This window comes from Pseudomonas sp. R25(2017), from assembly GCF_002112565.1.
Lineage (GTDB): Bacteria > Pseudomonadota > Gammaproteobacteria > Pseudomonadales > Pseudomonadaceae > Aquipseudomonas > Aquipseudomonas ekonensis.
Map to the genome: position 1 here is coordinate 209,245 of NZ_NEHZ01000004.1, position 13,546 is coordinate 222,790.

At 60.5% G+C, this 13,546-nt stretch carries 14 protein-coding genes; all 14 read right to left on the reverse strand.

The window, feature by feature from the left end:
• Nucleotides 1–105: 105 nt before the first annotated feature.
• The 14 genes from CAG31_RS06950 to mnmE all read right to left on the reverse strand — a co-directional run bounded on the left by CAG31_RS06950 (nt 106) and on the right by mnmE (nt 13,529).
• Nucleotides 106–531, reverse strand: a complete 426-nt coding sequence (locus CAG31_RS06950; RefSeq protein WP_085579247.1) for a F0F1 ATP synthase subunit epsilon — start codon at nt 529–531, stop codon at nt 106–108.
• A 45-nt stretch (nt 532–576) separates the two neighbouring features.
• Nucleotides 577–1,953, reverse strand: coding sequence for a F0F1 ATP synthase subunit beta (atpD, locus tag CAG31_RS06955; RefSeq protein ID WP_065260117.1), 1,377 nt, complete (start codon nt 1,951–1,953; stop codon nt 577–579).
• 27 nt (nt 1,954–1,980) lie between these two features.
• On the reverse strand, nt 1,981–2,841 hold the full coding sequence (gene atpG / locus CAG31_RS06960) for a F0F1 ATP synthase subunit gamma (RefSeq protein ID WP_085579249.1): 861 nt from the start codon (nt 2,839–2,841) through the stop codon (nt 1,981–1,983).
• 50 nt (nt 2,842–2,891) lie between these two features.
• The gene (gene atpA / locus CAG31_RS06965) at nt 2,892–4,436 is read right to left on the reverse strand and encodes a F0F1 ATP synthase subunit alpha (RefSeq protein ID WP_085579251.1); all 1,545 of its coding nucleotides are present in this window, start codon (nt 4,434–4,436) and stop codon (nt 2,892–2,894) included.
• A 21-nt stretch (nt 4,437–4,457) separates the two neighbouring features.
• Nucleotides 4,458–4,994: a F0F1 ATP synthase subunit delta gene (locus CAG31_RS06970; protein WP_085579253.1), complete on the reverse strand. Its 537-nt coding sequence runs from the start codon at nt 4,992–4,994 to the stop codon at nt 4,458–4,460.
• 12 nt (nt 4,995–5,006) lie between these two features.
• A complete protein-coding gene (locus CAG31_RS06975; RefSeq protein ID WP_085579255.1) occupies nt 5,007–5,477 on the reverse strand; it encodes a F0F1 ATP synthase subunit B in 471 nt (156 codons plus the stop codon).
• 58 nt (nt 5,478–5,535) lie between these two features.
• Nucleotides 5,536–5,793, reverse strand: coding sequence for a F0F1 ATP synthase subunit C (gene atpE / locus CAG31_RS06980; protein ID WP_003097235.1), 258 nt, complete (start codon nt 5,791–5,793; stop codon nt 5,536–5,538).
• A 133-nt stretch (nt 5,794–5,926) separates the two neighbouring features.
• Nucleotides 5,927–6,796, reverse strand: a complete 870-nt coding sequence (atpB, locus tag CAG31_RS06985; protein ID WP_085579257.1) for a F0F1 ATP synthase subunit A — start codon at nt 6,794–6,796, stop codon at nt 5,927–5,929.
• A gap of 16 nt (nt 6,797–6,812) precedes the next feature.
• Entirely contained in the window at nt 6,813–7,220 is a 408-nt protein-coding gene (locus CAG31_RS06990; RefSeq protein ID WP_085579259.1) for a F0F1 ATP synthase subunit I, read from the reverse strand.
• Nucleotides 7,221–7,368: 148 nt separating this feature from the next.
• A complete protein-coding gene (locus tag CAG31_RS06995) occupies nt 7,369–8,241 on the reverse strand; it encodes a ParB/RepB/Spo0J family partition protein (RefSeq protein ID WP_085579261.1) in 873 nt (290 codons plus the stop codon).
• 9 nt (nt 8,242–8,250) lie between these two features.
• Nucleotides 8,251–9,048 (reverse strand): ParA family protein, encoded by a 798-nt coding sequence (locus CAG31_RS07000; RefSeq protein ID WP_085579263.1) that lies wholly within the window; start codon nt 9,046–9,048, stop codon nt 8,251–8,253.
• Nucleotides 9,049–9,066: 18 nt separating this feature from the next.
• Nucleotides 9,067–9,711, reverse strand: coding sequence for a 16S rRNA (guanine(527)-N(7))-methyltransferase RsmG (rsmG, locus tag CAG31_RS07005; protein ID WP_085579265.1), 645 nt, complete (start codon nt 9,709–9,711; stop codon nt 9,067–9,069).
• Nucleotides 9,708–11,606: a tRNA uridine-5-carboxymethylaminomethyl(34) synthesis enzyme MnmG gene (gene mnmG, locus CAG31_RS07010; RefSeq protein ID WP_085579267.1), complete on the reverse strand. Its 1,899-nt coding sequence runs from the start codon at nt 11,604–11,606 to the stop codon at nt 9,708–9,710. Before mnmG ends, rsmG begins: the two co-directional genes overlap by 4 nt.
• A gap of 552 nt (nt 11,607–12,158) precedes the next feature.
• Nucleotides 12,159–13,529 carry a tRNA uridine-5-carboxymethylaminomethyl(34) synthesis GTPase MnmE gene (gene mnmE, locus CAG31_RS07020; RefSeq protein WP_085579270.1) on the reverse strand — a complete coding sequence of 457 codons (1,371 nt, stop codon included), beginning with the start codon at nt 13,527–13,529 and terminating at the stop codon, nt 12,159–12,161.
• Between the last annotated feature and the right edge of the window lie 17 nt (nt 13,530–13,546).

A 13,546-nucleotide genomic window follows, 5' to 3' on the forward strand; every position in this document is an offset into this window, starting at 1 on the left:
AATCCTGGGTGGTCAGCGATTGCGACCGGGTTGTGAAAATCGGAAATAAAAAAGGGTAGCCGAGGCTACCCTTTTTTAACAATCGCACAACAAGCGACCGGTGGATTAACCACCGAACTTCTTGCGGATCTGCTGGACGGTACGCAGCTGAGCTGCGGCCTCGGCCAGACGTGCGGACGCAGCGCCGTAATCGAAATCAGCGCCTTTGTCGTGCAGAGCCCGCTCGGCGGCCTTGACGGCTTCCTGAGCAGAGGCTTCATCCAGGTCGGCAGCACGTTGCACGGTGTCGGCGAGAACCTTGACCATGTTCGGCTGAACCTCGAGGAAACCGCCGGAGATGTAGAACACCTCGGCATCCCCGCCTTGCTTGATCAGGCGGATCGGACCCGGCTTGAGATTGGTGATCAGCGGCGCGTGACCCAGGGCGATACCCAGATCACCCAGTGCACCGTGCGCAATCACCATCTCGACCAGGCCGGAAAAGATTTCCCCTTCCGCACTGACGATGTCGCAATGGACTGTCATAGCCATCTGATTGCCTCAACCTAAATTAGCGCCCGTTGCCGGGCGCCGGGATTACAGTTTCTTGGCTTTCTCGATCGCTTCTTCGATGCCGCCAACCATGTAGAACGCTTGTTCCGGCAGGTGGTCGTAGTCACCGTTGAGGATGCCTTTGAAGCCAGCAATGGTGTCCTTCAGGGAAACGTATTTACCCGAAGCACCGGTGAAGACTTCAGCCACGAAGAACGGCTGCGACAAGAAGCGCTGGATCTTACGGGCGCGGGCCACCAACTGCTTGTCGGTTTCCGACAGCTCGTCCATGCCCAGGATCGCAATGATGTCCTTCAGCTCTTTGTAGCGCTGCAGCACGTACTGAACGCCGCGAGCGGTTTCGTAGTGCTCGTTGCCGATCACGTTCGGGTCCAGCTGACGCGAAGTCGAGTCCAGTGGGTCTACCGCTGGGTAGATACCCAGGGAAGCGATGTCACGGGACAGAACGACGGTGGCGTCCAAGTGGGCGAAGGTGGTCGCCGGCGACGGGTCGGTCAGGTCGTCCGCAGGTACGTATACGGCCTGGATCGAGGTGATCGAACCTTGCTTGGTCGAAGTGATGCGCTCTTGCAGCACACCCATCTCTTCAGCCAGGGTCGGCTGGTAACCTACCGCCGATGGCATACGGCCCAGCAGTGCGGACACTTCGGTACCGGCCAGGGTGTAACGGTAGATGTTGTCGACGAACAGCAGAACGTCGTTACCTTCGTCACGGAACTTCTCGGCCATGGTCAGGCCGGTCAGGGCTACGCGCAGACGGTTTCCCGGCGGCTCGTTCATCTGGCCGTAGACCAGTGCCACTTTGTCCAGAACGTTGGAGTCCTTCATCTCGTGGTAGAAGTCGTTACCCTCACGGGTACGCTCGCCCACACCGGCGAACACGGAGTAACCGCTGTGCTCGATGGCGATGTTACGGATCAGTTCCATCATGTTTACGGTCTTGCCTACACCGGCACCACCGAACAGACCGACTTTACCGCCCTTGGCGAACGGGCAGACCAGGTCGATAACCTTGATGCCGGTTTCGAGCAGGTCGTTGCCGCCGGCTTGTTCCGCGAAGGAAGGAGCGGCGCGGTGGATGCCCCAGCGCTCTTCTTCGCCGATCGGGCCGGCTTCGTCGATCGGGTTGCCCAGCACGTCCATGATCCGGCCCAGGGTCGCTTTACCGACCGGTACGGAGATGGCTGCGCCAGTGTTGTTGACGTCCAGACCACGCTTCAGGCCTTCGGTCGAGCCCATCGCAATGGTACGAACCACGCCGTCGCCCAGCTGCTGCTGAACTTCCAGGGTGGTTTCGGCGCCTTGAACCTTCAAGGCGTCGTAGATGCTCGGTACGCTGTCGCGTGGGAATTCCACGTCGATGACGGCGCCGATGATTTGAACGATACGTCCGCTACTCATAGCTGGATCCTCTGAATATTTGAACCGTTAAACCGCGGCAGCGCCGCCGACGATTTCCGAGATCTCTTGGGTGATCGCAGCCTGACGCGCCTTGTTGTAGATCAGCTGCAAATCGCTGATCAAATCACCGGCGTTGTCGGTGGCGTTCTTCATCGCGATCATCCGCGCAGCTTGTTCAGCCGCGTTGTTCTCGACCACCGCCTGGTACACCTGCGACTCCACGTAACGCACCATCAGGCCGTCAAGCAGCTCTTTGGCGTCCGGTTCGTAGAGATAGTCCCAGTGGTGCTTGAGTTCTTGATCCGGGGTCGCCACCAGTGGAATCAACTGCTCCACGGTCGGCGTCTGCGTCATGGTGTTGACGAACTTGTTGGACACCACGGACAGGCGGTCGATACGGCCTTCCAGGTAGGCATCCAGCATTACCTTGACGCTGCCGATCAGGTCATTGATCGACGGCTCTTCACCCAAGTGGCTGATGGCTGCGACGACGTTACCGCCGAAGTTGCGGAAAAACGCCGCACCCTTGCTGCCTACAACGCACAGATCAATCTCGACGCCGTTTTCGCGGTTTACCGTCATGTCCTTGACCAGGGCCTTGAACAGGTTGGTGTTCAAGCCGCCGCACAGACCACGGTCACTGCTCACCACGACATAGCCGACACGCTTCACTTCGCGGTCGATCATGAACGGATGGCGGTATTCCGGGTTGGCGTTGGCCAGATGCCCAATTACCTGGCGGATACGCTCCGCATAAGGACGGCTAGCAGCCATGCGCAGTTGTGCCTTGCGCATTTTGCTGACCGCCACTTTTTCCATGGCGCTGGTAATTTTTTGCGTGCTTTTGATGCTCGCAATCTTACTGCGAATCTCTTTTGCGCCTGCCATGTAACACCTATCAGGTTAGCAAGCGGGAGCCTTGCGGCTCCCGCTGCGGCTTACCAGGTTTGGGTGGCCTTGAACTTCTCGATACCGGCTTTGAGGCCAGCGTCGATTTCGTCATTGAAGTCACCCTTCACGTTGATCTTGGCCATCAAATCGGCGTGATCGCGGTTGAAGTAAGCAATCAGCGCTTGCTCGAAGCTGCCGACTTTGGCGATTTCGATGTCGGTCAGGAACCCACGCTCAGCGGCATACAGCGACAGCGACATGTCGGCGATCGACATCGGCGCGTATTGCTTCTGCTTCATCAGCTCGGTAACGCGCTGACCATGCTCGAGTTGCTTGCGGGTCGCTTCGTCCAGGTCCGATGCGAACTGGGCGAATGCCGCCAGTTCACGGTACTGGGCCAGCGCGGTACGGATACCGCCCGACAGCTTCTTGATGATCTTGGTCTGAGCGGCACCACCCACACGGGATACCGAAACACCGGCGTTCACTGCAGGGCGGATGCCCGAGTTGAACATGGCCGATTCCAGGAAGATCTGACCGTCGGTGATGGAGATCACGTTGGTCGGAACGAACGCGGAAACGTCGCCAGCCTGGGTTTCGATGATCGGCAGAGCGGTCAGGGAACCGGTTTTGCCGGTCACTGCGCCGTTGGTGAACTTCTCGACGTACTCTTCCGAAACGCGGGATGCGCGCTCCAGCAGACGGGAGTGGAGATAGAACACGTCGCCTGGGTACGCTTCGCGTCCTGGCGGACGGCGCAGCAGCAGGGAGATCTGACGGTAGGCAACGGCCTGCTTGGACAGGTCATCGTAGACGATCAGTGCGTCTTCACCGCGGTCACGGAAGAATTCGCCCATGGTGCAACCGGCGTAAGGAGCCAGGAATTGCAGTGCGGCGGATTCCGAGGCGCTGGCGGCAACGATGATGGTGTTGGCCAGTGCACCGTTCTCTTCCAGCTTGCGAACCACGTTGGCGATGGTCGATTGCTTCTGACCAACGGCTACGTAGACGCAGAAAATGCCGCTGTCTTTCTGGTTGATGATCGCGTCGATCGCCAGAGCGGTCTTGCCGATCTGACGGTCGCCGATGATCAGCTCACGCTGGCCACGGCCGACAGGGATCATGGCATCGACGGCCTTGTAGCCAGTCTGTACAGGCTGGTCTACCGACTTACGCCAGATCACGCCCGGAGCAACTTTCTCGACCGCGTCGGTCTCGGTGTTGTTCAGCGGACCCTTGCCGTCGACAGGGTTGCCCAGTGCGTCGACGACGCGACCCAGCAGTTCCTTACCGACAGGAACTTCCAGGATGCGGCCGGTGCACTTGGCGCTCATACCTTCAGCCAGACTGGTGTACGCGCCCAGTACAACGGCACCTACGGAGTCTTGCTCCAGGTTGAGGGCCATACCGTAGACGCCGCCCGGAAACTCGATCATCTCGCCGTACATGACGTCGGCCAGACCGTGAATCCGCACGATGCCGTCAGATACGCTGACGACAGTGCCTTCGTTACGGGCTTGAGAGGTCACATCGAGCTTTTCGATGCGGCCCTTGATAATTTCACTAATTTCGGAAGGATTGAGTTGCTGCATTGCTCTGCTGCCCCTTCAAACTCAAGATTTCAATGCTTCGGCCAGTTTCGCGAGTTTGCCGCTAACTGAGCCATCGATAACCAGGTCGCCGGCGCGGATGACAACGCCCCCGATAAGGGAGCTGTCTTCCTCGACCTGCAGGCGCACTTCCCGGTTGAGTCGTGCACTGAGAACCTTGGCGAGTTTGTCTTGCTGTTCTTGGTTCAATGCGAATGCACTGGTGACTTCCACATCTACCGACTTCTCCTGCTCGGCCTTGTACAGGTCGAACAGGGCGGCGATCTCCGGCAACAGCGGGAGACGGTCGTTTTCGGCAACGACGTGGATGAAGTTCTGTGCCTTGTCATCAAACTTGTCGCCGCACACGTCAATGAACGTGGCGGCCTTTTCTGCGCTCGTCAGTCGCGGGGCCTTGAGCACGCGCTGCATGGTGCCGTCTTGCGACACCGCTGCTGCCAGGCCGAGCATGGCTGACCAATTGGCCAGTTGCTGGTGGGCCTGAGCGTGCTCGAAGGCCGCCTTAGCGTAAGGTCGGGCCAACGTGGTCAGTTCTGCCATGATCGCCCTCGCTTAGATTTCAGCAGCCAGTTGGTTAACCAGCTCTGCGTGCGCGTTTTGATCGATTGACTTGCCCAGGATCTTCGAAGCGCCGCCAACGGCCAGGCTGCCCACTTGGGCACGCAGCGCGTCTTTGACACTGTTCAGTTCCTGTTCGATCTCGGCCTGAGCCTGAGCCTTCACACGGTCAGCTTCGACGCGAGCCTGTTCACGGGCTTCGTCAACGATCTGGTTACCGCGCTTCTTGGCTTGCTCGATGATTTCAGCTGCCTGGGCTTTCGCTTCGCGCAGTTGCTGACCCGCTTTCTCTTGGGCCAACTCCAGGTCGCGAGCTGCACGGCTGGCAGCGTCCAGACCATCAGCGATCTTCTTTTGACGTTCGTGCAGAGCCGCGATGACCGGAGGCCATACGAACTTCATGCAGAACAGTACAAAAATCAGGAACGCAACGGACTGGCCAATCAGGGTCGCATTAATGTTCACGCCAACACCTCGCAGTTACGTTGTCCATCACACCAAATTACCCGGAAGATCCGAGTAATCAGCCAGCGATCTGACCAACGAACGGGTTCGCAAAGGTGAAGAACAGAGCGATACCAACACCGATCATGGTTACGGCGTCGAGCAGACCGGCAACGATGAACATTTTGACTTGCAGCATTGGAACCATTTCCGGCTGACGCGCAGCGCCTTCCAGGAACTTGCCGCCCAGCAGGCCGAAACCAATTGCGGTACCCAGTGCGCCCAGGCCGATCAACAGTGCAACAGCGATAGCGGTTAGACCAACTACAGTTTCCATCTTTCCTCCCGACTTTTACGTCGTATGGTTTAGGTTTTTTAGATTAAAGCGGTAAAACAAATCGTTTCAGAGGCCCCGTCAGGAGCCCCCTCCCGTTTGACCGGGAGGGACATCAGACCAGCCGAAGCTGCCCTTAATGGTTTTCTTCGTGCGCCATCGACAGGTAGACGATGGTCAGCATCATGAAGATGAACGCCTGCAGGGTGATGATCAGGATGTGGAACACAGCCCACGCCCACTGCAGCGCAACGCCCAGGCCGCTCAGCCACAGCAGGCCGGAGCCGAACATCACGGCGATCAGGATGAACACCAGCTCGCCGGCATACATGTTGCCGAACAGACGCAGTGCCAGAGAGATCGGTTTGGCGATCAGGGTCACGAACTCCAGCAGGAAGTTCACCGGGATCAGGAGCGCCTGAACCAGGATGTTCTTGCTGCCGAACGGGTGCAGGGTCAGCTCGCCGATGAAGCCGCCGATGCCCTTGACCTTGATGCTGTAGAAGATGATCAGTGCGAAAACCGAGAACGCCATGCCCAGGGTCGCGTTCGGGTCGGTGGTCGACACGGCGCGGAACGGGATGTGGTGGTCACCGGAGATCAGGATGGCCAGTTGAGGGATCCAGTCCACCGGCACCAGGTCGACGGCGTTCATCAGGAACACCCAGACGAAGATGGTCAGCGCCAGCGGTGCGATCACCGGGCTGCGGCCGTGGAAGCTGTCCTTCACGCTGCCGTCGACGAACTCGACCAGGACTTCAACGAAGTTCTGCAGCGCGCCCGGCTGACCGGAGGTCGCCTTCTTGGCCGCCATGCGGAACAGGAATACGAAGATCAGGCCCAGGGCAACCGACCAGCCGAGGGTATCGACGTGGAAAGCCCAGAAACCCATTTCCTTGGCTTCTGCCGCGGTGTGGGCAAAGCCCCAGCCGCCGTTGGGTAGCTGACCGAAGGTCAGGTTCTGCAAGTGGTGCTGGATATAGCCCGAAGCCGTTGTTTCTGCCATGGTTGCCTCAAACGCCCTAAGGTCTCGAAAGTCTTGTTCTCATCAGCAGGGGAGCGAACCAGCTGACCGACTGGGTCAGCACGAACGCGCCGAACACAGCGATCGGCGCCAATGGCTTCACACCTGCAAACACCAGTGCAAACAGCACTGCCGTCAAAATCAGTTTGCCTGCCTCGCCGGCGTAAAAGGACCGGACGATGGACTGGGCTGCTCGGGCGCCGGAAAACCGAAATGCCTTGTGAGCGAAATAAACATTGGGCAGCAAGGCTATCAGGCCTCCGCAAAGACCCGAGTATCCGGCAACGACTCCGCGCCATTGCCAAAGCGCCAAAGCGGCGATCAGCAGAATGACCAACTGAGCCATCAACACCGGAAAAACCGCCAGGCGATGGAAAGGCAAGCGGTTTGGCGTGCGGGTTTCCATCACTGTTGCTCTCCAATGGTCGGCTGCCGAAATTCAATAACTTGGCATAATTTGTGCCGACAAAATGCGCGCAGAGTATAGGGGCGGTTCTGCCCCTATTCAACTGTCAGGTAGTGATTTCCGACTGCGCGCTACAAGAGGAATTGTTTCAGCGGATGTGTGCAAGCACGCCCTGAAGCTCGTCGAGGGAGTTGTAGCCGATCACCAGCTGACCCTTGCCCTTCTTGCCGTGGCGGATCTGCACCGCAGAGCCTAGGCGCTCGGCCAGACGCTGTTCGAGGCGGGCGATGTCCGGGTCCGGTTTGGCCGGCTCCGCAGGCTGCGGTTTGCCGCTGAGCCATTGCCGAACCAGTGCCTCGGTTTGGCGCACGGTGAGGCTGCGTGCGACAACATGTCGCGCCCCTTCGACCTGCTGATTGTCCGGCAAACCGAGCAAGGCACGGGCGTGCCCCATTTCCAGGTCACCATGGGACAGCATGGTCTTGATCACTTCAGGCAAGGCGATCAGCCGCAGCAGGTTGGCCACCGTGACGCGGGACTTGCCCACCGCCTCGGCGACCTGTTGCTGGGTCAGCTGGAATTCCTGCTGCAGGCGCTGCAGGGCGATCGCTTCTTCGATCGGGTTCAGGTCTTCGCGCTGGATGTTCTCGATCAGCGCGATGGCGATGGCCGTTTCGTCCGGCACGTCGCGCACCATCGCCGGGATGGTTTCCTGCCCGGCCTGCTGGCTGGCGCGCCAGCGGCGCTCGCCGGCGATGATTTCGAAGCGGCCGCTGCCGATGGGGCGCACCACGATCGGCTGCATCACGCCCTGGGCCTTGATCGATTGCGCCAGCTCTTCGAGCGCTTGCGGATCCATGTCCCGGCGCGGTTGGTACTTGCCGCGCTGGAGCAGGTCCAGCGGCAGGTGCTGCAGTTCGCGCAGATCGGCCTGCGCCGCCTGCTCTTCCAGTGCGCTGACGCTCGGACCGCTCAGCAGTGCATCCAGTCCACGTCCGAGACCTCGTTTCTTGACGGCCATGGGGATTCCTTAAGTTGGCTGGGCGGCGGCGATGCGTGAATTCTTGCGCTGACGGCGAACCATCTCGCCGGCCAGGGCCAGGTAGGCCAGCGCACCGCGCGATTGCTTGTCGTAGGCCAGGGCCGGCATGCCGTAGCTCGGCGCTTCGGCCAGGCGCACGTTGCGCGGGATCACCGTGTCGTACAGCTGATCGCCGAAGTGCTCCTTGAGCTGCGCGGAGACGTCGTTCATCAGGCTCAGGCGCGGGTCGAACATGGTGCGCAGCAGCCCCTCGATCTTGAGGTTGGGGTTCAGCAGTTCAGCGATGCGCTTGATGTTATCCACAAGGTCGCTCAAGCCTTCGAGCGCGTAGTACTCGCACTGCATGGGGATGATCACGCCATCGGCGGCCACCAGCGCGTTGAGCGTCAGCATCGACAGCGACGGCGGGCAGTCGATCAGGATGTAGTCGTAGTTCTCGCGGATCGGCGCCAGGGCGCTGCGCAGACGGCTTTCCTTCATCTGCATTTCCAGGAGGACGACTTCCGCCGCGGTCAGGTCGCGGTTGGCCGGCAGCAGCTGATAACCGCCGTGCTCGGAAAAGTGCATGGCCTGGGCCAGGTCGCATTCGCCGATCAGCAAGTCGTAGACCGAGTTTTCCAGGCCATGTTTATCCACACCGCTACCCATGGTGGCGTTGCCCTGTGGATCGAGATCGATCAGCAGCACCCGGCGCTTGGTCGCGACCAGGGATGCTGCGAGGTTGATGCAGGTGGTGGTCTTGCCCACACCACCCTTCTGGTTCGCTATCGCGAATACCTTAGCCATTCTTGCTTGTGTTCCCAATCATGCCGTGCGGCGCAGTATCAGCAGATGGCGTTGGCCTTGGCAACCGGGTACGGCCAGGGCGTGTTCGCTATCGAGTTTGAAGTCTGCCGGCAATGCTACCAGCTCATCGGCCGGATGGACGCCCTTCATTGCCAACCAGCGGGTGTCGGCGTCGCCGAGGTGGCGGGTCCAGCCGGTGAAGTTCTCCATGCTGCTGAACGCCCGGGAAATGATCCCGTTGAACGGCTGCGCAGGCTGGAAGGCCTCGACCCGGCTGTGGACAACTTGCAGGTTATCCAGTTTGAGCTCGAGTTTGACCTGGGTCAGGAAGCGGGTCTTCTTGCCGTTGGCGTCCAGGCACGTCACTTGTGCGTCCGGATACAGGATCGACAACGGGATGCCCGGCATGCCGCCGCCGCTGCCCACATCCAGCCAACGGCCGTTTTCGATGAACGGCATCACGCTCAGGCTGTCGAGCAGGTGACGGGAAACCATCTCGTCCGGATCGCGCACGGCGGTCAGGTTGTAGGCCTGGTTCCATTTGATCAACAGGGCCAGGTAACCCAGCAGTTTCTCGTGCTGGGTTTCGCTGAGGTTGACACCGAGCGCACGGGCTCCTGTGGATAACTCTTCGGCGTGTTGCGAAGTGACCTTAGAACTCAAGCGCTTTGCTCCAACTGACGGCCCGCGCCGCGTTTTTTCAAATGAATCATCAACAGGGAAATCGCCGCCGGGGTGACGCCCGGAATCCGCGACGCCTGGCCCAGGGTCTCAGGGCGGGTCGCGCCGAGCTTGCCCTGGATCTCCTTGGAGAGACCGGAAATGCTCGCGTAATCGATATCCACAGGCAGTTTCGTGTCTTCGCTGGCGCGCAGGCGGGCGATCTCGTCCTGCTGCCGGTCGATGTAACCGGCGTACTTGGTCTTGATCTCGACCTGTTCGGCGACCTGTGGATCTTCGGCGCCCTGCCCGGTCACTTCGACCAGACCAGCGTAGTCGATTTCCGGACGGCTCAAGAGGTTGAGCAAGTTGTATTCGTGGGTCAGCGGCGTGCCGAACTTTTCGGCGATCGCATCGCCCTGGGGTGTGCCCGGGCGAACCCAGGTGCTTTTCAGCCGCTGCTCTTCCAGCTCGATGCCTTCGCGCTTCTTGCAGAACGCCGCCCAACGCGCGTCGTCGACCAGGCCGAGTTCGCGGCCTTTTTCGGTCAGGCGCAGGTCGGCGTTGTCCTCGCGAAGGATCAGGCGGTACTCGGCACGGGAAGTGAACATGCGGTACGGCTCTTGGGTGCCGAGGGTGATCAGGTCGTCGACCAGCACGCCGATGTACGCCTCGTCGCGGCGCGGGCACCAGGCTTCTTTGCCCTTGGCCCGCAGCGCGGCGTTGGCGCCGGCCAGCAGACCTTGGGCGCCGGCCTCTTCGTAGCCGGTGGTGCCGTTGATCTGGCCGGCGAAGAACAGGCCGCCGATGACTTTGGTCTCCAGGCTGTACTTCAGGTCGCGGGGGTCGAAGTAGTCGTACTCGATCGCATAGCCCGGCCGCACGATGTGCGCGTTCTCCATGCCGCGGATCGATTGCACGATCTGCAGCTGCACGTCGAACGGCAGGCTTGTGGATATCCCGTTCGGGTACAGCTCATGGGTGGTCAGGCCTTCAGGTTCGATGAACACCTGATGGCTTTCCTTGTCGGCGAAACGGTGGATCTTGTCTTCGATCGACGGGCAGTAGCGCGGGCCGATGCCCTCGATCTCGCCGGCGTCGGAGTACATCGGCGAACGGTCGAGGTTCGCCGCGATGATCTCGTGGGTGCGCGCGTTGGTGTGGGTGATCCAGCAGCTGACCTGCCGCGGATGCTGTTCCTTGTTGCCCAGGAACGACATGACCGGGATCGGCGTGTCGCCCGGCTGCTCGGTCATCACCGAGAAATCCACAGACCGGCCGTCGATGCGCGGCGGCGTACCGGTCTTCAGGCGGCCGACGCGCAGCGGCAGCTCACGCAGGCGACGGGCCAGGGCGATCGAGGGCGGATCGCCGGCGCGGCCGCCGGAATAATTCTGCAGGCCGATGTGGATAAGTCCGCCGAGGAACGTGCCGGTGGTCAGCACCACGGAATCGGCGAAGAAACGCAGACCCATTTGGGTGACGACACCGCGCACTTGTTCCTGCTCGACGATCAGGTCGTCGGCGGCCTGTTGGAATATCCACAGGTTGGGCTGGTTTTCCAGGATCTCGCGGACAGCGGCCTTGTACAGGATCCGGTCGGCTTGTGCGCGGGTCGCCCGCACCGCCGGGCCTTTGCGGCTGTTCAATACGCGGAACTGAATGCCGCCCAGATCGGTGGCCATGGCCATCGCGCCGCCGAGGGCGTCGATTTCCTTGACCAGATGGCTCTTGCCGATGCCGCCGATGGCCGGGTTGCAGCTCATGGCGCCGAGGGTTTCCACGTTGTGCGTCAGCAACAGGGTCTTTGCCCCCATGCGCGCTGACGCCAGTGCTGCCTCGGTACCGGCATGACCGCCGCCGATGACGATCACTTCAAAACGGGAAGGGAAATCCACCACGCACCTCGTGCCTGCTTAAGTAGGTATTTAAGGAAAAATTCGATCTCAGGTTTCTGGACCTGGTCGGCAAGTATAGGGACTTCGCCTTTCCTAAAGAACCCTTTGCACAAAATTTAACCAGCTGTGGAAAAATCGCGGACAAAAAAATTAAAAAGGAAAGAAATGTATAAAACCTTGTTTTTATGTTTATTCTTAGGCCCGCCCCTATCTGTGGATAACAGGCTGAACGCCTTTGTTTTCAATCTGTACAGAGATTCATAAGTCTGTGTCCATGTGCCACGGAGCCATTGGGATAACCGCCTTAAGCCTGTGGATGAAAGGGGTCGTTATCCACAGATGCGGTTATATCCAGTTTTCAGGCCCTGTTATCAACTGACCTCATCGGCAGTTATTCACAGGGCTTAATCCACAGAAATCAGACGAACGAGAAGGCTCCGGGCATGGAAAATCCGACCGGGCAGAACGTGTCTGGTCGACGTTTGAGAGAGGAATGATGGGAAGGAAGGGCAGACAGGCCGCGATTGGGCCTGTCTATGGGAGACGGCTGGATTACTTGCCGATGCAGAAGCTGGAGAAGATTCGTCCCAGCAGGTCGTCCGAACTGAACGCGCCGGTGATTTCCCCCAGGGATTGCTGGGCCTGGCGCAAGTCTTCGGCCAGCAGTTCACCGGCGCCGGCGAGGGTCAGTTGCGCGCGGCCGTGCTCCAGCGCCGCACTCGCGTGACGCAGGGCTTCGAGGTGCCGGCGTCGGGCGCTGAAGCTGCTTTCCGCCGTCTGTTCGTAGCCCATGCAGGCCTTGAGGTGTTCGCGCAGCAACTCAAGCCCCTCGCCCGCCGACTTCGCACTGAGGCTGATCGTGACATGGCCATCGTCGCTGACCTCCAGGGCGATCGCCTCCCCGGTCAGGTCAGCCTTGTTGCGGATCAGGGTCACGCGGGCCGGATCCGGCTTCGTTTCCAGGAATTCCGGCCACAGAGCGAACGGATCGGCGGCCTCCGGCGCGGTGGCGTCGACCACCAGCAGCACCCGGTCCGCTTCATTGATGGCTTTGAGGGCGCGTTCGACGCCGATCTTTTCCACATGGTCGTCGGTGTCGCGCAGGCCGGCGGTGTCCACGACATGCAACGGCATGCCGTCGATGTGGATATGTTCGCGCAGAATGTCCCGGGTCGTGCCGGCGATCTCGGTCACGATCGCCGCTTCCCGGCCGGCCAGCGCATTGAGCAGGCTGGATTTGCCGGCATTCGGCCGACCGGCGATCACGACGGTCATGCCGTCGCGCAACAATGCGCCCTGCCCGGCTTCACGGAGCACGGTGGACAAGTCGTCACGCACCTTGTCGAGCATGCTCAGCACATGGCCATCGGCGAGAAAGTCGATCTCTTCCTCGGGGAAGTCGATGGCGGCCTCCACATAGATGCGCAGGCCGATCAGTTGCTCGGTGAGTTCATGCACACGCTGGGAGAACGCACCCTGCAGGGAGCGCAACGCGTTGCGTGCGGCTTGTGCGGAACTGGCTTCGATCAGGTCGGCGATGGCTTCTGCCTGAGCCAGGTCGAGCTTGTCGTTGAGGAACGCGCGTTCGCTGAATTCGCCGGGGCGCGCCAGTCGGCAGCCCAGTTCCAGGCAGCGCTTGAGCAGCATGTCCAGCACGATCGGGCCGCCATGGCCCTGCAGTTCCAGCACGTCCTCGCCGGTGAAGGAATTGGGGCCCGGGAAATACAGCGCCAGTCCTTCGTCCAGCACCTCTCGGTCGGCGCTGAAGAACGGGCCGTAGTGGGCGAACCGGGGTTTCAGTTCGCGGCCGCTGATGGCTTTCGCCGCGGCACCGGCCAGCGGGCCGGAAATGCGGACGATGCCCACACCGCCGCGCCCCTGGGCAGTGGCGACGGCGGCGATGGTTTCACGAGGTGCGCTCATAAACCGGTATCCAGACA